Source organism: Paenibacillus sp. 37 (assembly GCF_008386395.1).
Taxonomy (GTDB): Bacteria; Bacillota; Bacilli; order Paenibacillales; family Paenibacillaceae; genus Paenibacillus; species Paenibacillus amylolyticus_B.
In genome coordinates this window covers 6,054,584-6,073,890 of record NZ_CP043761.1, presented here as the reverse complement: position 1 = coordinate 6,073,890, position 19,307 = coordinate 6,054,584, and the positions used below count along the sequence as shown (strand labels likewise).

At 46.8% G+C, this 19,307-nt stretch carries 19 protein-coding genes; 13 read left to right on the top strand and 6 right to left on the bottom strand.

The window, feature by feature from the left end:
• The first annotated feature begins 50 nt into the window (after positions 1-50).
• Both F0220_RS26120 and F0220_RS26115 read left to right on the top strand, forming a co-directional pair.
• The gene (locus F0220_RS26120) at positions 51-1,103 is read left to right on the top strand and encodes a hypothetical protein (protein WP_105601933.1); all 1,053 of its coding nucleotides are present in this window, start codon (positions 51-53) and stop codon (positions 1,101-1,103) included.
• 35 nt (positions 1,104-1,138) lie between these two features.
• Positions 1,139-1,819 (top strand): hypothetical protein, encoded by a 681-nt coding sequence (locus F0220_RS26115; protein WP_105602004.1) that lies wholly within the window; start codon positions 1,139-1,141, stop codon positions 1,817-1,819.
• A gap of 88 nt (positions 1,820-1,907) precedes the next feature.
• Here the strand turns inward: F0220_RS26115 and F0220_RS26110 are convergent, their stop codons facing one another.
• Together F0220_RS26110 and F0220_RS26105 are read right to left on the bottom strand one after the other, a co-directional pair.
• Complete coding sequence (locus tag F0220_RS26110; protein ID WP_223199781.1) at positions 1,908-3,017, bottom strand: stalk domain-containing protein; 1,110 nt, start codon at positions 3,015-3,017, stop codon at positions 1,908-1,910.
• A gap of 201 nt (positions 3,018-3,218) precedes the next feature.
• The gene (locus F0220_RS26105) at positions 3,219-3,425 is read right to left on the bottom strand and encodes a hypothetical protein (RefSeq protein WP_105601930.1); all 207 of its coding nucleotides are present in this window, start codon (positions 3,423-3,425) and stop codon (positions 3,219-3,221) included.
• A 335-nt stretch (positions 3,426-3,760) separates the two neighbouring features.
• Here F0220_RS26105 and F0220_RS26100 point away from each other — a divergent pair, with 335 nt between their 5' ends.
• The 10 genes from F0220_RS26100 to F0220_RS26055 all read left to right on the top strand — a co-directional run bounded on the left by F0220_RS26100 (position 3,761) and on the right by F0220_RS26055 (position 14,520).
• Entirely contained in the window at positions 3,761-5,383 is a 1,623-nt protein-coding gene (locus tag F0220_RS26100; RefSeq protein ID WP_149846940.1) for a copper amine oxidase N-terminal domain-containing protein, read from the top strand.
• 188 nt (positions 5,384-5,571) lie between these two features.
• Positions 5,572-6,024 carry a disulfide oxidoreductase gene (locus F0220_RS26095; protein WP_149846816.1) on the top strand — a complete coding sequence of 151 codons (453 nt, stop codon included), beginning with the start codon at positions 5,572-5,574 and terminating at the stop codon, positions 6,022-6,024.
• 40 nt (positions 6,025-6,064) lie between these two features.
• The gene (locus tag F0220_RS26090; protein WP_223199780.1) at positions 6,065-6,484 is read left to right on the top strand and encodes a FixH family protein; all 420 of its coding nucleotides are present in this window, start codon (positions 6,065-6,067) and stop codon (positions 6,482-6,484) included.
• A 92-nt stretch (positions 6,485-6,576) separates the two neighbouring features.
• The gene (locus F0220_RS26085) at positions 6,577-7,557 is read left to right on the top strand and encodes a LacI family DNA-binding transcriptional regulator (RefSeq protein WP_149846939.1); all 981 of its coding nucleotides are present in this window, start codon (positions 6,577-6,579) and stop codon (positions 7,555-7,557) included.
• Positions 7,558-7,719: 162 nt separating this feature from the next.
• Entirely contained in the window at positions 7,720-9,048 is a 1,329-nt protein-coding gene (locus tag F0220_RS26080; protein ID WP_149846814.1) for an ABC transporter substrate-binding protein, read from the top strand.
• A gap of 147 nt (positions 9,049-9,195) precedes the next feature.
• Positions 9,196-10,080, top strand: a complete 885-nt coding sequence (locus F0220_RS26075) for a carbohydrate ABC transporter permease (protein ID WP_091019202.1) — start codon at positions 9,196-9,198, stop codon at positions 10,078-10,080.
• The gene (locus F0220_RS26070) at positions 10,077-10,907 is read left to right on the top strand and encodes a carbohydrate ABC transporter permease (RefSeq protein ID WP_397376319.1); all 831 of its coding nucleotides are present in this window, start codon (positions 10,077-10,079) and stop codon (positions 10,905-10,907) included. Before F0220_RS26075 ends, F0220_RS26070 begins: the two co-directional genes overlap by 4 nt.
• A 46-nt stretch (positions 10,908-10,953) precedes the next feature.
• Complete coding sequence (locus tag F0220_RS26065; protein ID WP_149846813.1) at positions 10,954-12,516, top strand: glycoside hydrolase family 32 protein; 1,563 nt, start codon at positions 10,954-10,956, stop codon at positions 12,514-12,516.
• Positions 12,517-12,596: 80 nt separating this feature from the next.
• On the top strand, positions 12,597-14,093 hold the full coding sequence (locus F0220_RS26060) for an alpha/beta hydrolase family protein (protein ID WP_223199779.1): 1,497 nt from the start codon (positions 12,597-12,599) through the stop codon (positions 14,091-14,093).
• Between the two features lie 25 nt (positions 14,094-14,118).
• Entirely contained in the window at positions 14,119-14,520 is a 402-nt protein-coding gene (locus tag F0220_RS26055) for a MerR family transcriptional regulator (RefSeq protein WP_091019207.1), read from the top strand.
• A 90-nt stretch (positions 14,521-14,610) separates the two neighbouring features.
• Here the strand turns inward: F0220_RS26055 and F0220_RS26050 are convergent, their stop codons facing one another.
• From F0220_RS26050 to F0220_RS26035, 4 genes are all read right to left on the bottom strand, one after another.
• Entirely contained in the window at positions 14,611-15,288 is a 678-nt protein-coding gene (locus F0220_RS26050; RefSeq protein ID WP_149846812.1) for a M14 family metallopeptidase, read from the bottom strand.
• Between the two features lie 96 nt (positions 15,289-15,384).
• Entirely contained in the window at positions 15,385-16,353 is a 969-nt protein-coding gene (locus tag F0220_RS26045) for an ABC transporter ATP-binding protein (RefSeq protein ID WP_149846936.1), read from the bottom strand.
• A gap of 22 nt (positions 16,354-16,375) precedes the next feature.
• Positions 16,376-17,176, bottom strand: a complete 801-nt coding sequence (locus F0220_RS26040; protein ID WP_091019211.1) for an ABC transporter permease — start codon at positions 17,174-17,176, stop codon at positions 16,376-16,378.
• The gene (locus F0220_RS26035; protein ID WP_149846811.1) at positions 17,173-17,949 is read right to left on the bottom strand and encodes an ABC transporter permease; all 777 of its coding nucleotides are present in this window, start codon (positions 17,947-17,949) and stop codon (positions 17,173-17,175) included. Before F0220_RS26035 ends, F0220_RS26040 begins: the two co-directional genes overlap by 4 nt.
• Before the next feature lie 305 nt (positions 17,950-18,254).
• Between F0220_RS26035 and F0220_RS26030 the strand changes: the two genes are divergently transcribed.
• Entirely contained in the window at positions 18,255-19,106 is an 852-nt protein-coding gene (locus F0220_RS26030) for a DegV family protein (RefSeq protein ID WP_149846810.1), read from the top strand.
• Positions 19,107-19,307: the final 201 nt, after the last annotated feature.

Sequence of the window (19,307 nt, the reverse complement as noted above, 5' to 3'; positions counted from 1 at the left end):
GTAAAGCATTTTAGAGAAGTGGAAGTGTATAAGTAAAGGTGGGGAGAGTTATGGAAGCATTAAGACGGGACATGTGGCAGGAGTTGAATGCCCAGGACAAAGAAGCCTGGATGCGTAAGCTGGTTCATCAGTTACCAGTTGGTATGCAATATGAGGGACTTGAAACATTTGAGCGATTCGGTCAGCGAATCGAGACAGGTGTGTTTACGCATGAGGAGGAGAGGTTTGTATTTGTGCCTGGAGATCAAGTCACGCTCGGCTGGGATCGTTGGCAACATGGAATGAACGAAGAGACCTCAGCCGATCTGCATGGGACAGTCAGTGAGTATGGTGTGGAGGACGTGGATTCATTTCTGGCGAGTCAAATGTCACCTGTAAGAACGGTCAACATTGCGCCGATGCTTGTTGAATGTGAACTGATCTCACTTGGCTGGATTGAAGTGTCCGAGGAGGAAGCCTTCGCGCAGGAAGATTCTGATTTTCCGGCAGCACTGGAGCAGTTTAAACAGTCGGAGATCCGTGAATATGAATTGCATCAACAATTCCGTCTGATTCGCCAAAGTGAAGACGAAGTGCGAATCCTGTGGTTCAACGAAGGAATAGAGTTGGAAGACGTTGTGAGGGAAGAAGCTGCGGCGGGTTTTGGTCTGCTGACCGAAGACGAATGGGAGTACATCTATGGCGGCGGTTGTCGCACATTATTTCCTTGGGGAGACAGCTTTGACTATACAATGAGATTGAAGCACTTTGGCAGTCTGGAAGGCGTGGATGAGATTGTGGATGGATCGGCAGAGACGGCCTCTTCACGAGTTGAAGAAAAGGATGATCGTGCTTATGATCTGGAACTGCCGAATTTCTTTGGCATAAAGTTTGCTGGTGATCCCTACAAATATGAGCTTACGCTAGATTCGGCTGGGGATGTGATGCCCAAAGGCGGAGACGGCGGGAGTCTGATATGTGGTGGTACAGGGCCGCTGGTTGGTTTCTTGCCTGCTGCTGCGGTATATTATCGAGACGTTAATGCCAGTGAACTCGACTGGGAGGATTTGATGGATGCGATGTACTATCGCAGGGTTGTTCGTTTAACGGACAGGACATTGTAGTTATGACGAAACGTATCTATCAAGGAAGAGCTATTATGGCGAACAATAAACGTTCAAAACCGTATGAAGTTTCACCTTATGTTATCTATGCAGTAGATGGTATTCGGCTGAGTGTAGGTATACTTGTCCTGTTTTTTCTTAATGTATTTCTGCTTATTCCCGTGTTCAGTGTCCCGTTCCAATCGCTGTATGCGTATATTCTCGTGCCACCGCTAGCCTTTATGAATATATGGGCGATTGCCCTGATTGTTGCCCCGCGCAGACTCCAACTGAATTATGTACTGTTCCGAGGCGTATTTGGCATCGTTTGTTCTGTGGGATTTATGGTAACTATACAGAAGTTTGCCTACGGGACACTTGGTCTGTCGACACCTTGGTACGCCATTGGATCATTTGCGGTATATGGTTTTGCCTTATTCCAATACGTGAAGTTTCGTTTGCGTAGGTTGCAGCAGCCCCCTCAGCGTAAAAAAGGGAATAAGAGCACGGGTGTGCCTGTTGCCACATTAACGATGATTACGGGCGGAGCATATCTTCTGGCCAATATTTCACTGGCCTTTGTTACACAGCAGACTGTGGTTGTTATGCTAATGTCTGTATACATTATGCTGGCTTTTGTGGTGTTCCATTTTATCATGGACTTGCATCGGTATTACTGGCTTCGCCAAGTCATGAATAAGGCAGAGGTCTTTGAAGCAGAACTTGAGAATACGTAACACACATCAAATCAGCCCCAGATCATAAAGTGGGACCGAAATGATGTGTGTTTATATTTCCTATTTCGATCTAAGGATCGTGCATCGTTTATTTCACTTTTTGTACAGATACCGCCATTTGCTCCAGTTGAGTGTGAGTCAATTGGTTATTCGGCGAGCTGATGGTTACATAACGATCGTCCAGCTTGAATGTGAGCATATCCGTTTGATCCGGTGTATACCATTTGGCGGATACGCCATTAGGCAGTTTTACCGTTTTGCCATCATAGCTGAACGAGTAGTCTTTAGGGGATACCGTGACATTCATACGATTGAAAACAAAGTTTACACCATCGCCGCCTGCACCTACGCTTTTGAACGTGTCTCCAGCAACCATGTGTTGTGGGGCATAAGCAGTGGTGAATCCGTCAAACTTCGCAAATGCCTTGCGCATGTTATCCATTTGTTGCTTGCTATAGTTCACATCAGCGAATGCAGTGATCCCCTGATCGTTGTTGCCCGTTGCCTTCTGAACAGAGACCGCGACTTGTTGCAACTGAGCTTGACTCAACTTATGATCCGGTGAGCTAAGGGTAACGTAACGATCATCCAGTTGGAAGGTGAGCATGCCCGTTTGATCGGGTGTGTACCATTTGGCGATAACGCCATTGGACAGTTTCACGTCTTTGCTCGTATAACCGTCCGAATAATCTCTTGGAGATACATCCACTTTCATATGGTTGAAAACAAAGCCGACGCCGTCGGCACCTGCCCCTACACTTTTAAACGTGTCACCTGCAATCATCTGCTGAGGAGCATAAGCTGTTTCAAACCCATCGAATTGGGCAAAAGCTTTTTGAATTGCCGCTTTTTGTGCAGCGCTATACGTTACATTCGTCAGGGCTGATGGATTGGTTGTTGCTTGGCCAATAATGACCTGACCTTTTTTGCCGTCATAGGATACAGGTACATGCAACGCATCTGCAAGTGCACGTACAGGCAGGTAAGTAGAGTTGTTATAGGTAATTGGAGCCAGTTTGTTGCCGTTGCCATCCGTTGGTGAATAAGCCGCGCCATCCACATTGAAGCTAATTCCATGGTTAAGGTATGCCGAGATCTTCTCCAGCTGCGTTCCGGCAAATACTCCCGTTGCTCCTGTTAATGTCATGCCCAGTACCATCATCGTTGCTACGGATTTCTTCATGTTTTTTTTCATCATATATCTCTCCTTCAAGTTGGGGTTTGGTTTTGTTTAATGGGCTCGCTGTCCCTTATGGCTTTATATTAAACCCCGAACATATCCAGAATAATTCTGAATTATCTCCAACTTGTAAACATGTGTGTATATACAGGAGAATGTAGAACGAAAACGGAAGCTGCTAGGCATGTTTGAACGTATTCTTTGCCGAATCGAAACATTTTAGTTGAAAAGATAGAGGATTAGTCCGCCAAAACCAAGTACAATCGCACCAACGTATACATAGGAAAGTTTACTGAGGTTTTGCTTTGTGCGACGATCATATTCGGGGTTGCTGGTCTGATTGGCTTTGGAATTTCCGATAATCAGGGTAGCAATACCTCCAAATAAGGCGATACCCACAATTAAAACATAAGGCAACCAGGTCATGAATGAACCTCCTTCGCGAATAAGTTGATATGTCTTTATTGTACTTCAAGATAACCTTTGATGTAAGCTATAGTTGAGAAATAAAGGGAAATGAAGTAACTGTCTTACAGTACGTAGGTAGTCATTGATCAGAAAGATCACTATAATTTTAGTTTTTTTTAATTCAAAAAAACCTTGATACATCAGGCATTTACAGCTTTCTTCACGGAAGGCTGTAATTTTTTTTGCCCACAGAGTGATCCAGAATAGAAAACCCTGCGTTACACCCTATGAAGACGACGACGAGGAAAGAAATTATACACAAAACATAATCGAGGAGTGAACACGTAATGAAAATGAAAATGAAGAAGTTTATCGCACCTGTACTTAGCTTAACACTGTTGATGCCGGGAATCGCTGGAGCAGCTTCCGCCCCACAGACACCGATGACAATGATGAAAGCATCCGTAAATACACCTGCGGCTGACTTGAGAGCAAACCTGGACCACCTGCTGTCCGAGCACTTTGCACTCGCAGTAACGGCAATGGCAAAAGCATATGACGGAGCAAAAGATGCAGATGCAGCCTACAAAGCACTCGACCAGAATGCACTGGATATGCAACCAGCGATTGCTTCCCTATATGGTGAGGCAGGTGCCAAAGAATTCGAACGCATCTTCCGCGCTCATAACAAATACACCGATGATCTGGTGAAAGCAACCAAAATGGGCAACCAGGCTGGGATCAAACAAGCACAGGCCAACATCAACGGTTTCGTGGATGAATTCTCCACGTTCCTGAGCACAGCTACCGAAGGCAAATTGCCAAAAGCAGCAGCCAAACAGGCGCTGAAAGTACATGAAGATCTCGTGCAAAAAGTATTTGATGAGTATGTAGCTGGAGATTACGCTGATGCATACAAGGCTTATCGTGAAGGTTTCAAAGAAATGTTTGACGTAAGTAAGGCGCTTTCCACAGCAATTACTACACAAATGCCTGAGAAATTCAAAAATACCAAAGCGGATACCAAAGCAGCTGATCTGAGATCTGCACTCAACCACTTGGCTTCCGAACACTTTGCGCTTTCGGCTCTGCAAATGCAAGAGGAATTTGATGGACGTACAGCCGCTTCCAACGCACTGATTACAGCTGAAGCTGGAAACACAGCTGACTTCAAAGCAGCGATCGCTTCCGTTTATGGTAACGATGGTGCCAATGCTTTCGAGAAAATTTGGGTAACCAATCACGTTAATGCGCAAAGCGACTATGTAAAAGCTGTTAAAAACAACGATACTGCGGCTCGTGCAGCAGTAGAGAAACGTATTGACGGATTTACAACAGAATTCGCTACATTCCTGGATTCGGCAACAGCTGGAAATCTGCCAAAAGCAGCAGGACAACAAGCACTGACAACACATGAAAATCAAGTGCAAAACGTATTGAATCAATATGCAGCAGGCAATTATGATGCTTCTTATACAACCAATCGTGAAGGCTTCAAAGTGATGTTTGGTGTAGGTCAAGCATTGGGTAATGCCATTGTGACTCAATTTAACGACAAATTCCAAGAGCCAACAACACCTGCACCAGCACCAGAAATGACAACAGTATGGATGCAACTGAACAGCAAAATGCTGAAAATTAACGACAAAACAACCAACATGGACACCACACCAGTGCTTTGGAAAAACACAACCTACATTCCACTGCGTTTCTTGAGTGAAGGTATCGGCGCAACAGTGAAATGGGACAAAAAAGCACAACAAGTAACGGTAATGGCTGGCGATGATACCCTGGAATTCTGGGTGAACAACAACGTTATGGAAGTGAACGGTGTTAAGAAAAACGTGGGTTCAACGGTATTCGTAAACAAAGATGGACGTACGCAAGTACCTCTGCGTTTCATTGCTGAACTTCTGAACTGGGATGTGAAATGGGCACAAAAAGATGGTTCCATTACACTGACTAAATCGATGTAATTGTAGAATTAAATCAGATTAAACCAAAAGAGCTGCCCCATACGGCAGCTTTTTTTGGTTTCACCCAAAAGTTCAAATATTTGGTATAATCATCGAGTAATGACCTACATAACAGCTTGAATAGCCGATGGAGTCCAGAATGAGGTATGATAATTTGGTATAAGCAAAATGAAAAGGGGGACAGAGGAATGAGTACATCATCAAAATCGGAGCGCCCAGCGAGAAATGTGGATACCCGGTTATTTGTTGCTTGGGCCGTTTCCGTTATTGCAACAGGAGGGAGTCTCTATTTCAGTGAGATCAAGGGGTTTCTCCCATGTGATCTATGTTGGTACCAGCGTATATTTATGTATCCACTAACGATCTTGCTGGGTATTGCGTACTTTAAGGACGACGTGGGCATCACGAAATATGTACTCCCACTTAGTTTCGTAGGTGGCGGCATTTCGTTATATCATGTAACGATTCAGCGTATCTTTTCGGCTACAGGCAATGCCGTGGCGTGTGGTAAGGTTCCATGTTATACCGACTATTTGAACTGGTTTGGTTTCATCACCATTCCACTACTGGCGCTGATCGCCTTTATTATCATCATCGTAATGCTGTGGGGTATCGGCAAAACATCAAAATCTTCTTTATAAGAAAGGACAGATGGTGATGAGTGGACAAGCTCGTTGGTTCATGCCCTTGATTGTTCTGGTCCTCCTGACAGTGGGATGCTCTTATGAGGAGCAGTCACAATCGGGTGAGATGCCAGAGATGATCAAAGTGAAACTTGTCGTTCCAGAGAAGGCTTCTCTTCATAAACCAATACAGTTGCAGGTGAAGCTTACACAGGGAGATGCACCGTTAAGCCATGCCGACAATGTGCAATTTCAGGTCTGGAATGAGCTTGACGATCCGCCTTCTGTATCTCCGGAACAAGGTATGATGACAGCGGACGAACTGGAGAATCAGGGGGCTATTACTGCCAATGAGACAGAGGAAGGGCAATATGAAATCCAGCATACCTTTGAAGAACCAGGCACGTATGTGGTACAGGTCCATGTTACGCACGGAGCTATGCATAGCATGCCGAGAGCGAGAATTATAGCGGAATGAAAGAGCGGGCAGATACCGCGGATTGGTTCAGGGTTAGCAATAGGTTTATAATAATGATCTGTATGAAGAATGTTGTAGGAAAAGAGGCTGTTATGGCAACTATTCATGATGTTGCACTCAGGGCAGGAGTTTCTGTAACTACCGTCTCGCGTGTATTAAACAACCGGGGATATATCAGTCAGAAGACTCGGGATAAAGTGTATCAAACCATGGACGAACTGAACTATCGACCCAACGAAATTGCCCGTTCTCTTCTGCGTAAACAATCCAATGTTATAGGCTTGATTATTCCCGATGTATCCCATCCGTTTTTTGGAGAACTGGCTAACTATGTCGAGTACCATGCATACCAGAATGGATTTAAAATTATGTTATGCAATTCCCACATGGACCCTTCCAAAGAGCGTGAATATGTGGAAATGCTCAAGGGTAATCGCGTGGATGGCATTATTATGGGAAGTCATACACTTGAAGTCGATGAGTATATGAATTTGCATTCCCCAATCGTGACCTTTGATCGTAAGATCGGTGAAGACATCCCTTTTATCTCATCTGATAACTATCAGGGAGGGGTTATGGCTGCTGAATTGCTGCTCTCGAAGAACAGACGGAATCTGGCACATATCTGTGGTAATTTGGAATTGCAAATGTTGTCCAATCGCCGGACGACAGGTTTCGTTGATACATTGCAGGCTCATGGAGTCAAGCCGGTCATGATTCATGAAACCGATCTGAATGTGTTTGATCAGCATCAGTATACGGAATTGGTGGATAAGCTGCTTGCACAACACCCGGAGGTGGATGGGCTCTTTGTAACGAGTGATCTGATGGCGGTGCATGCGCTGAAGCAGATCATGTTAGGTGGGCGCAAGGTACCTGACGATATTGCTATTGTAGGTTATGATGACAGTCGTGCGGCAGCGTATACGGTGCCTGGCATAACAACGATCAGGCAGCCGGTGGAGGCCATGGCTAAGCTGGCGATTGATCTGATTCGGCGCGAGCTCGCGGAAGAGAAGATCGGAATGGAGCATATTTTGCCAGTTACCTTAGTGGAGAGAGAGACGACCTGATACAGGTCGTTTTTTCCTGTTTGTCCTTTTGCCACGAAAAAACAAGGCGCAATAATATTTTTTTTGAATGGTATGTCAAACGATTGACATGTCAAACCTTTGACATTATAATTCGATTTGTAAGCGTTTCCTTTTAAACTACTGATTGGGGGCCATAACAAGATGAAAAGAGAACAGAGATGGATGATGAAATTATCGGTATTGTCTTTGATTATGATGCTTGTATTGTCGGCATGTGGAAGTAAAGCAGCGACGGAGTCCAACTCCTCCTCAGAGGGGAGCAGCAGTGAGAGTGTCAAAATCACCTTGCTCAATTCCAAGTCGGAAATTAACAGTCAGCTGGAGCAAGCGGCTAAAGACTTCCATGCCGAAAATCCAAATGTGACACTTGAAATTGTACCTGTAGGAAGTGGACAGTCTCCGTTTGAAAAAGCGTCTGCTTTGTATGCTTCCGGCAGCCCTACAACGATGATGATGCTGGATACAGGGGATGTCGAGAAATTCAAGGATCGTGTTCTGGATCTCACATCCGAGTCTTGGATGAAGGACGCTGTGGAGAATAGCACAGCGGCTACAACGTTTGATGGCAAAAATTATGCCTTCCCGTTCTCTATTGAAGGATATGGATTCATCTATAACCAGAATGTTTTGGATCAGGCGGTAGGTGGGACATTCGATCCAAAGTCTGTACAGACCACTGCACAGCTTGATGAGCTGTTTCAAAAGATCGCTACTACTGGAAAATCACCTTTGATTGTATCTCCGATGGATTGGTCACTTGGTGCGCATTATTTGGGGCTTGCATATGGTGGGCAGTCGCCGGATCGTGCGAAGGTGGATCAATTCATTACTGATCTGAAGGCAGGTCAAGTGGACCTTGCTTCAAACGCCGTGTTTAATGGCTTGTTAGATACATTTGATCTGATGAAAACCTACAATATTGACAAGGCTTCTCCCCTGTCCGGAACTTATGAGCGTGGACCTGAGGTGCTTGGCAAGGGTGAGGTTGGCATTTGGTTCCAGGGCAACTGGGCATGGCCGCAAATTTCAAGCTTTGATACAGCAGATGGAAAATACGGCTTCCTGCCGGTACCTGTGAGCAATAATGCGGATGATTTCGGTAATACGCAAATCTCTGCTGCCGTATCCAAACGAATATTGCTGGATAAGGAAAAGAGCACACCAGCGCAGCAGGAAGCTGCGAAGAAATTTTTGGAGTGGATTGTTTATAACGAAAAAGGTCAGGATTTCCTGGTGAATCAAGCCAGTATTATTCCGGCATTCAGCAACATTACACTGGAGCCAACCGATCCGCTTGGCAAATCCATTAGTGAATACATCAAGGCAGGCAAAATCGAGGAATCAATGAGTACACTTCCTGCGGATCACTGGTCCAAACTGGGTGCATCTATGCAGAAATACTTGGCTGACGTCATTGACCGTGCCGGACTTGCCAGCGAAATTCAGGCATACTGGAGCAACGTGAAATAAAGGAGTTAATTTTAGCCCTGAGCAGCACATAGAGAGAGACTTGCGGTACGCCGGAGATGATGAATATACAGCTTCCACACGAGGTCTGTTCGACTTGTTTCCGGCATAACCGTTAGGCTAATCATTTGGATAGAGTGGAGGTTGACAATGCTGACCGAAAAAGGATTATGGACACGTCTGCGAACCCGTCTGATCTTTACTGGCCCGACATTATTTGCGTTTGCTACAGTGATGATTATTCCATTTCTGTATGGTATTTATTTGACGTTTACGAACTGGGATGGCATCGCCATCGATCAAAACTTTGTTGGCTGGGATAATTATATTGGTGTGTTCAAGGACACCGTGTTCTGGAAATCATTCGGGATGACGCTGGAGTACGTATTTATTACCGTTGTGCTCACCAATGCAGTTGCTTTCCTGCTCGCTTATGCTGTAACCCGGGGAATGAAGGCGCAGGGCTGGTTTCGGGCCGGATTTTTCCTGCCGAATCTGGTGGGTGGAATCGTGCTTGGTTTCATCTGGCAGTTTATTTTTAATCAGGTACTCGTCTTTGCGGGACAAAAAATGAACCTCACTCTGTTTTCCACCTCCTGGCTGGCTGACCCGGACAAAGCGTTCTGGGCACTCATTGTGGTGACCGTTTGGCAGTATGCCGGCTATATGATGGTTATCTACATTGCAGGACTGATGAATGTGCCGAAGGATGTTATGGAAGCAGCCAGCATAGATGGGGCAAGTAATCGCAAAATGCTGGCGCGCATTGTATTGCCGCTGATGGTTCCTTCGTTTATTGTCTGCATCTTTTTGTCACTGCAACGGGGTTTCATGGTGTATGATCTGAACGTCTCCCTGACCAGTGGCGGGCCCTTCAAGAGCACCGAGATGGTATCCATGCATGTCTATGAGCAGGCCTTTCTTGCTCGTGACTACGGATTGGGGCAGGCAGAAGCCTTTGTGCTGTTTATCCTCGTGGCCGCCATTACACTGCTCCAGGTTTATTTCAGCAAAAAACTGGAGGTCGAGGCATGATGGCTGGACAATCGCGCATTTTCAACTGGATAAAGTTTAGTGCATTAATCGTTGTGATGATTTTGTTTGTATTTCCGTTTGTACTTCTCATCGTCAATTCGTTCAAGGCTAACCAGTCAATTACTTCCGATCCGCTGGGGTTACCAAGCTCCTTTCAATTCGATAATTATGTCAATGCGTTTGACAAAATGGGATATGTATCCGCCTTCAGCAATTCGTTGCTCATAACCGTTGCAGGTGTATTACTGATTGCTCTTTTTGCGGCGATGACAGCCCATTACTTTGTTCGCCACAATAGCAAGGTGAATCAGTATCTCTTTTTCCTGATGGTAGCTGCGATGATTATTCCGTTTCAGGCTATTATGATTCCGCTGGTTAAAATATACGGCTCGCTCAGCCTGCTGGATAACAAGTGGTCTCTGATCTACATGTATATTGGCTTTGGCAGTCCGCTCGCCGTATTTATCTATCATGGCTTTATCAAAAGTATTCCCCTGGAGCTTGAAGAAGCGGCTCTAATGGATGGCTGCGGTAGAGTGCAAACCTTTTTTCGAATCGTACTGCCGGTGTTACTGCCAACAACCGTAACGATTAGCGTGCTGAATGTATTGTGGATATGGAATGATTTTCTGCTGCCTTCCCTGGTGTTGACTTCATCCGAGCAACGCACGCTGCCGCTGTCCACGTTTTATTTTTATGGGACATACACTGTCGATTACGGTCCATTGATGGCTGGTCTGGTCTTGACCCTGCTGCCAGTACTGATCGTGTATCTGTTTGCCCAGAAGTACATCATTCAGGGGGTCATGCAAGGGGCTATCAAATAAGTTCAGTTGGGTGATAGAGAGAGAGAGAGACAGGAGTGAAGGACATATGAACAAGGAACGATACGAGAAACAGGAAATGGACACAAGGCAAGAGACAGACCTTGGACTGACGAGTTCGTCGGCTCACACGAAGGAGAGTTATACACTCGCCCGGGCCAACGCATATATCAAGAAACATCGACATCAGGTTGATCCAACCTATCGAATGGCCTATCATTTGATGCCGGAGGTGGGCTGGATGAATGATCCCAACGGCTTCATATACTTTGGCGGGATGTATCATATGTTCTATCAGCATTATCCCTACGAGCCGGTATGGGGGCCGATGCACTGGGGACATGCGGTGAGCCGTGATTTGGTTACGTGGTCGTATCTGCCTGTTGCACTGGCACCCGATCAGAGCTACGACAGTGGAGGCTGTTTCTCTGGAAGTGCGATCGTGCAGGATGGCAAGTTGGTGCTGATGTACACGGGGCATGTGGTGACTGGACCCGACAAGGATAACGATTACTTGCAGACACAGAATATCGCTGTCTCGGACAATGGAATTGATTTTGTCAAAAGCGCGATGAATCCCGTCATTCGACTGGATCAAATCCCAGCTCATACCAGTCCCAAGGACTTCCGTGATCCAAAAGTATTTGAACGAAACGGTGTGTACTATTGTGTCCTTGGATCGAATGATGCTGCGGGCAAAGGTGTCATTCTGTTATACCGTTCAACGGACTTGCAGGATTGGAGTTATGTTAACATTATGGCCCAGAGTGACGGGACGCTTGGCGACAATTGGGAATGTCCCGATCTGTTCACACTGGATGGTCAAGATGTGCTGATCATGTCTCCGCAGCGCATGCCTGCTCAGGGAGATAACTATCGCAACTTGCATTCGACCGTTTATATGATGGGAACGCTGGATGAAGACCAAGGTGTGCTGAAGTACGAGCAGTACGTTCCGCTGGATTGCGGCTTCGACTTTTACGCACCTCAGACGATGGAGGATGCACAGGGACGACGAATCATGGTGGCCTGGATGGATACGTGGGAAACGGAAATCCCGACACAACAGTCTCATGCCTGGGCTGGAGCGATGACGTTGCCGAGACAACTAATTCGCAGGGGAGAACGATTGATATTCCGGCCTCTGCCCGAACTTATACAGTACAGATCGGAAGGCAATGAGCAGTATGGTATACATTTAAGTGGTGATGAACATGATCTTGATCTTGGAATCAGCGGAGACCGTTACGAAATGTATGCTGTATTCGAAGCGGAGCAAGCACAGCACTTTGGGTTGAAACTGCGCACGGGTGAGGACGAAGAAACCGTGATTTCCTATGATGTGCAGCAGCGTCGTCTATGCTTAAATCGCGAGCGGGCGGGACAAGGGCCGGGGGGAGAACGTGCTGCGACCGTGGAACTGCTTGACGGGAAGCTGGAACTTCATATTTTTATGGATGTCAGCTCCATTGAGGTGTTCATTCAGCAGGGAGAGCAGGTAATGACAGGGCGGATATATCCTGGGCCGAACTCAACAGGTATTAAGGCTTTCGCGTCCGGAACGTGTACATTGACCGAACTTAGCAAATGGGATATACGAATTCCTCAATAAATTGTTTCTGAAATACAGCCTTGACCTTGAAGTATACTTCAAGGTTTATTCTTGTTTCATCAACAACGTTTGGAGGATAAATGATGAAACTAATGGAATGGATACTGGTACTTGTAACGATTGGCGCAGCGTTGTGTATACCTATGTACTCAAAGCGTCGGAAACTTGCGGCAGGGATGTCGGCTGCCTTGATATTAGCATTGCTGCTTCACGGTATATTAGATTCGTTTCGCGTGATGCTGCTGCCAACGTATCTTGTTGCAGGCATAATCTTCATCGTATTAATCATTAAGGTAGTGAAAGAGTATCGTAACCGAGTCACTGGGCAGTTTGCAGAGAAGCAGAAACCGACATGGCGTTCATGGCTTCAACTCACGCTGGTTGCGATGCTGGCGCTGGTCTCTGGCGCTGGCTCAGGACTGCTCACTTGGTATTTTCCAGCATTTACGATACCTGATCCTACAGGGCAGTTTGCAATCGGTACATTTTCGCAACAATTGGTGGATGAAACCCGTGAAGAGACGTTTACACCCGAAAGCGGGGACAAGCGGGAACTGATGATTAACGTGTGGTATCCAGTGAACCCGGAGGATGTCAAGGAGATAACTCCTGAGTCTTACCCGTCTGAACTTGGAGAAGCCATCAGTCTGGTATTTGGTATCCCGCCCAAGGTGTTCAGCTACCTTGATACCATTCCGACACATGTGGTTAAAGGCGCAGCCATATCAGACGCAAGCCCTTCTTATCCGGTGGTGCTGTTCTCTCCCGGTGTCCGTTCTGCCCGTTTCCAGAGCATGACTGCTGTCGAGGAGCTGGTCAGCCATGGCTATATTGTTGTAGGTATGGATCATCCGTATACCTCAGCTCGCGTTACCTTCCCCGATGGGCGTAAAGTGTCTTATGAAGCCGGGCCTGAATTTGCAACGTCAGAAGAACTGTATCAATATAATGTTGAGGGCGTAGGCATTCGTGCAGCAGATGCACGTTTTGTACTCGACACGCTTGAACAGTGGAATCGGAATGATCCCAATCAGGTGTTGGAGGGCAAGCTTGACCTGAATCATACAGGCATTATGGGGCACTCTTATGGCGGGGCTACAACAGCCGAAGCACTCGCACAGGATGAACGTTTACGTGCAGGACTCAGTCTGGAAGGCGGCTTCTGGGGCAGCGTCTCCAAGACGTCATTAAAACAGCCTTTTATGTACATCATGTCTGGTGAAACGGCTAAAAGCTTCGATCCGAATGCTACATCCAAAGATAACGTGTTCTACCCTGAGTTTGAGCCGGATCTGGACCATGTGATGACGAGCAGTCTGAATGATACCTATTATCTGAAGGTGGAGAATTTCTTCCATCAAAGCTTTACGGATATTTCATTAATTTCACCGAAACTATTTGCCAGAGGCATGACGCCAGAACATAATGTGGATATAACTAGATCCTATGCGCTCGCATTCTTTGACCGTTATCTCAAAGGAGAGGAGCAGCCGTTATTGCAAGGCCCTGCATCTCAGTTTTCTGAGGTTACTTATGATGCCACGTATACCAAGATACGCAACAAACAAACACAATAAATTCGCAAGGGGTGGAGGAGTAGGCATGGAAACCATGACAAGAGGAATGTTGGCCAAGCGTACAGGTGTGAGTATGGCAACTCTCCGTTATTACGAAGATAGTGGAATTCTGCCTGCTCCCCGTCGTTCCTCCAACGGATATCGGGTGTATACCGAGGATTATCTGGTCAAAATTAAGTTCATTAAGGATGCCCAGTTGCTGGGTTATTCCTTAAAGGAGATACAAGAGACCCTGCAACTGCTCAGCCAGGAAGACATGGAAAAAGATACGTTAAAAACACTCGTCCGTGACCAAATCGCTGATATTCAGAAGCATATTGACCATCTGGAACAGATGCAGATTCATCTGGCACGACTGTTGCATACACCGGAGGACGATATTGACAATTATATTCAATCGTTCAGGGTGCAAAAGAAAGAGTTATAAACTGTAAAACCTCGAACAAAGAGCGCCTTAAGATGTACTTCGGGCGCTCTCTGTCCGAGGTTTCTTTTAGTTCTATTGTAATGTTCTTCATCACGACATGCCCGCCTCACGCAGAAAATGGTGAACAATCTCCGTCTGATACTTGATACGGGTCGCGCGCTTCAGACTCCAGCAGGTCTCCACCGTAACAGAACGGGCTTGTAATAGTCTTGAAGCCGCTGTACGGGCAGATCCCGGCAATTCATGCTGCTTAAGTTTAAAATGACGATCACGAATGGCAATCGACCGATTCATCCGTTCGATAACTCTTCTGCAAGCTGGAATTGTCCGACTGCCGGGATTGGTGATCAACGTCTGTCCAAGCACCCGCGAACTCAGTTGAGACAGGCCGTTGGCTTCATGCAGATCGAGCCACCAGTTGGCCCGATGTTCACGCGCGAGCTGAAAAACTGCCGCAGCGAGCGGATGCTTGGCCTTGCCTGACATACGGCGTGGAAACGTACGATTCAAATCTGGCTTGCCTCTGATTTTCTTAACGTAGGCTTGCTGGTTCACGCGTGGCACGATAATTAACAGCCCTCGCTGAATGGCGTGACGACCTGTCGCAATATCATCTGCGAGTTTTTGCGCAGCGGCCATGCTCGCCGTCTCGTTCCCGTGAACCCCGGATGTAATGAACATCACAGGCCCCGGCATGATGCCACGTACGATGAAGTAGGGAGTAGCGTGTACGCTGGATGTTGCAAGGACATGTTTGGTCACAAGCATGACGCTTCACCTCCAATAGTACAGTACGCCATGTCCCTCTTTCATGTAACGGCGTAAGAACAGGTCTTCATCCTATTTCCTCACAAAATGGGCCAACTAATACACCCGGTGGATGATATCTTCGAAATCGGGTTCCTTCATCTCCACATCTTCAATCTCACCCCATTGCTCAAGCTGCTTCAGAATGTCCATCGTGCTCCATTCCTTCCGGTTAACTTCGACGGTGACAATCTGCCCTTCCACTCCTGTGATCTGAATGGCGGACGGTATAGTATCAGGCATAAGAAATGAACCCCGATACGCAACTCGGATAAGTGTCGGCAGACCGATAGTGTCACGCAGAGAAGGTATCGAGCCGTCATATGTAAGTTGACCGTGATTGATCACCATCACCCGACTGCATAACTGCTCAATGTCATCCATATCATGGGTGGTCAGCAAAATCGTTTTGCCAAACGTTTCATTTAATGTACGTAGAAATTGACGAATGTTCCGTTTTGCGTTCACATCCAGTCCAATTGTTGGTTCATCGAGAAAAAGCAGTTCGGGATCATGCAGCATGGAAGCTGCGAGATCCGCACGCATGCGTTGTCCAAGCGAAAGCTTGCGGACAGGAGTGGCCCAGAACGATTCAAGGTCCAGCAGCTCGGCGAACTGGGACAGCCGTCTCTTTTTGTCCTCGGTACGGACGCCGTACATCTCGGCCAGAATATCATATGAATCTTTCACGGGCAGATCCCACCAGAGCTGGCTGCGCTGTCCAAACACGACGCCAAGTCGACCCACGGTCCTGCGCCTGTCCTGATGCGGGTTCATACCGTCAAGCCTTACCTCACCCGAGGTGGGGTGCAGGATACCTGTCAGCATTTTGATTGTGGTAGACTTGCCAGCCCCGTTCGGACCGATGTAACCCACAAACTCACCTGGGCCGATATCAAAACTGATATCGCGTACCGCTTCCTTGGACACATATTCACGTGAAAATAACGTACGTAGACCTGAGAAACGTCCTTCACGAATAACAGGAGTTTTGAATTCCTTTTGCAGATGCCGTGCTGTGATCATGTTCATAAATCGTTACGCCTCCTTAGCTACCTGTACTTTGATATTTGGTCATGCCGAATTGCCAGAAACGCAGACTTGCAGCCAAGCTCAGTACGGCAACCGCAGCAACAGCAACAAGGACCCATGCTCCTCCTTCACCCCGCAGTAGATAGAGTGACGGAATATAGTTGACGAATCCCACGGGAATCACCGTTAGCAGAATGCCAGACATCCATTTGGGATATAACGTTAGCGGATATTGGGCAGCCGTTCGTGCTGCATCTTCAGTAATCGTCTGTAATTCCTCGATGCGTGTGGTCCAGAATCCGAGTGTAGCAGTAGCGAGTCCAATGGAAAAGAGAATGACTGCACCCGTCAGGATAATAAACAGGGAGAAGGGAATGGCGATCCAGCCAATCTGTCCGCTATGCATCATGCCTGCCAATGACCAGCAGAGAATGAACCCGCCTTGCAGGACTTCCCCAGCCATGATGCGGAAGTTTTGCGGCAGCAGTGCCAGCAATACGGGCATGGGACGTGTTAACAGTTGATCAAGCTCACCATTAACCAGATATTTTTCCAGATGATGAACTTCGTTTCCGAATGTGCGATACAGTGTTTTGGATAACGTCATGATGGCAAAGAGATAACCGATCTCATGGAGGGACCAGCCTTTAATTGCTCCGAATTTGTGCAGCACGAGAGCAACCATCAGAAACTCGGAGATCTGAATTAAAGCGGCCAGTACGGACGCCATGATGAAATTGAACTTGTATTGCATCCGGCTGCGGATGCTTGTTCGAATCAGCATTTTATATAAATTGAACCAGGAAGTTCGCTTCATCCGCCTTGTACCTCCACTTTACGACGTAACACTTGGGTAATCGCAAGACAGATCAACGTCATACAGACACACCAAAGCAAGGTTCCCCATAACAAGGAGCCATCTTCGAAACCAAGATAGATTCGGGTAGGTACATAGAGCAGGAAAGGGTAGGGGGATATCCAGGCAAGTTGTTCAAGCCAGTCCGGTAGCCATTCCAGCGGAATGAAAAAACCAGCCAGCAGATTCATCATCGCGTGATTGCCCCAGTGAAGCCAGGAGGACTCCGTGGTCCACATCGACGTGGCACCAATAATGTAGTTCATGCAGATGGACAAGTATGCGGCGCCGGCAAGACCAAGTGCGGCATAGAATAGTGTTGAAACGTCTGAGGGCCAATCCAGGGAAAAGACAATGGAGAAGAGCAGGTAGATCGGAATACTTTTGTACACGAACTGGTAGGCAATCTGCCCCCATTCGCGTGCCAACAGGTGGGTGAACAGATGAACAGGCCTCATCAGATCAAGTGCGATCTGCCCTGTCCTGACGGATAAGGGAATACCCAATCCGTTCGTGAGAAAACCCGAGATCCAGAGAGAGGATTGCGTGAACGCAATGTAACTGATCATCCCCTGTGTCCCGTATTCTCCGAGCGTATGGTCGGCCCCGATGCCGATCCAGAGGCAGGCATACATGTAACCAAACATGGCGCTTGCCAAGTTATGTACCATGTGTGCCCCGCGGTATTGCAGATTCCGGGAGTAGGCTTTGGAAGCCAGAGTGAAATAAAGCATGTGACACCTCCGATAAGTGGATTGAACGGCGTTTCCGTTCACTTCAGTCAAGGCGAAAAAGAGAGAAGGACAACAGCATACCAATTTATTCCTTCACAGGCAAGACATTTTTTTAGCTAATAATGGTATTAACAGGGGTGTTCATGATTGCGCCACAAGACAACGGTCTGTCCGTTCATTTATAATTGAGAGGTAGTATCGCAAACGTTTACAATGTGAAATATTCAAATTTTAAATAAACCGCCGGGCTTGTGCTTGACGATTGAAGATACAGAACAAACAATCCGGCAAGAGAGAAGGATGTCATGAAGAAAATTGCATGGGTCACCGATAGTACCAGTACACTGGATCCCGTTTTTGCGGAGCAAAATCATATCTACATCGTACCGCTGCGCATCGTATTTGGAGAGGAATGTTACCGGGAAACCGATGACATTACATCTGAAATGTTCTATGAGAAACTTGCGGAGGCTTCACGTGCGAGCAGTTCGCAGCCACCCATTGGCGAATTCATTGAACTGTATGAGTCGCTCAAAGACAAGTACGATGAGATTATTACGATTCATTGCTCTACAGAGCTTAGTGGAACGCTGCATACGTCCATGCAGGCTGCAGAGATTGCAGGAGTGACGGTGACCGCAATTGATTCGAAGGCAGGTGCCTATCCTCACCGTGAGATGATTATGCAAGGACTGGAATGGCAGAAGCAGGGATGTTCAGCTGCCGAGATCAAAGTAAACATTGAACAGATGATTGATAACATGTCCTTTTACCTCATCCCGGCCAGTCTTCAGAATCTTCATCGCAGTGGACGGGTGTCCGGCACACAGCTAATCATCAGTCAACTGCTCAAGATCCATCTGCTGCTTCGATTTGAAGAGGGCAAAGTGGTTGTGAATGAGAAGATTCGCACGTTCAAGCGAACGAAAGATCGCATGCTGGATATGCTCAAGCTGGATATGGAGAAAGTAAAACATGTGTGCATTATGCATGCGAACAATCAGGAAGAAGCCGTCACGATCAAGAAGCAGATTGCCAATCTGCTCCCTAAATTAAAGACCGAAATCATGCCGTTTATCCCTGTGGTGAGTATTCATGCAGGTGCAGGAACCATTGGACTGTGCTGGATTCACAGTGAGAACGGATATAGAGAATAGAAGCACCAGCATTTATCTACAGACACTCATAGACCTGGCCGGAAACACACTTTATACCGAAGTGTACTTCCTGTCAGGTTTTTTCGTATATCATTGCCAATTCAAACAAACTGTGAGGTAATAAAGAAAAAATGTTCATGCTGGAGGGGAAATCGTGTCAAGTTACCGCTTGTTGCTTGTTGAAGATGATCGTTCAATTAG

Bases quoted from the DNA above. Each gene is read 5' to 3' on its own strand.
- F0220_RS26055 (WP_091019207.1), top strand. From the start codon at position 14,119: ATGGAAACCATGACAAGAGGAATGTTGGCCAAGCGTACAGGTGTGAGT.
- F0220_RS26095 (WP_149846816.1), top strand. From the start codon at position 5,572: ATGAGTACATCATCAAAATCGGAGCGCCCAGCGAGAAATGTGGATACC.
- F0220_RS26110 (WP_223199781.1), bottom strand. From the start codon at position 3,017: ATGATGAAAAAAAACATGAAGAAATCCGTAGCAACGATGATGGTACTG.
- F0220_RS26030 (WP_149846810.1), top strand. From the start codon at position 18,255: ATGAAGAAAATTGCATGGGTCACCGATAGTACCAGTACACTGGATCCC.
- F0220_RS26120 (WP_105601933.1), top strand. From the start codon at position 51: ATGGAAGCATTAAGACGGGACATGTGGCAGGAGTTGAATGCCCAGGAC.
- F0220_RS26060 (WP_223199779.1), top strand. From the start codon at position 12,597: ATGATGAAACTAATGGAATGGATACTGGTACTTGTAACGATTGGCGCA.
- F0220_RS26050 (WP_149846812.1), bottom strand. From the start codon at position 15,288: ATGCTTGTGACCAAACATGTCCTTGCAACATCCAGCGTACACGCTACT.
- F0220_RS26115 (WP_105602004.1), top strand. From the start codon at position 1,139: ATGGCGAACAATAAACGTTCAAAACCGTATGAAGTTTCACCTTATGTT.
- F0220_RS26040 (WP_091019211.1), bottom strand. From the start codon at position 17,176: ATGAAGCGAACTTCCTGGTTCAATTTATATAAAATGCTGATTCGAACA.
- F0220_RS26035 (WP_149846811.1), bottom strand. From the start codon at position 17,949: ATGCTTTATTTCACTCTGGCTTCCAAAGCCTACTCCCGGAATCTGCAA.
- F0220_RS26080 (WP_149846814.1), top strand. From the start codon at position 7,720: ATGAAAAGAGAACAGAGATGGATGATGAAATTATCGGTATTGTCTTTG.
- F0220_RS26065 (WP_149846813.1), top strand. From the start codon at position 10,954: ATGAACAAGGAACGATACGAGAAACAGGAAATGGACACAAGGCAAGAG.
- F0220_RS26100 (WP_149846940.1), top strand. From the start codon at position 3,761: ATGAAAATGAAGAAGTTTATCGCACCTGTACTTAGCTTAACACTGTTG.
- F0220_RS26090 (WP_223199780.1), top strand. From the start codon at position 6,065: ATGCCCTTGATTGTTCTGGTCCTCCTGACAGTGGGATGCTCTTATGAG.
- F0220_RS26105 (WP_105601930.1), bottom strand. From the start codon at position 3,425: ATGACCTGGTTGCCTTATGTTTTAATTGTGGGTATCGCCTTATTTGGA.
- F0220_RS26045 (WP_149846936.1), bottom strand. From the start codon at position 16,353: ATGATCACAGCACGGCATCTGCAAAAGGAATTCAAAACTCCTGTTATT.
- F0220_RS26070 (WP_397376319.1), top strand. From the start codon at position 10,077: ATGATGGCTGGACAATCGCGCATTTTCAACTGGATAAAGTTTAGTGCA.
- F0220_RS26085 (WP_149846939.1), top strand. From the start codon at position 6,577: ATGGCAACTATTCATGATGTTGCACTCAGGGCAGGAGTTTCTGTAACT.
- F0220_RS26075 (WP_091019202.1), top strand. From the start codon at position 9,196: ATGCTGACCGAAAAAGGATTATGGACACGTCTGCGAACCCGTCTGATC.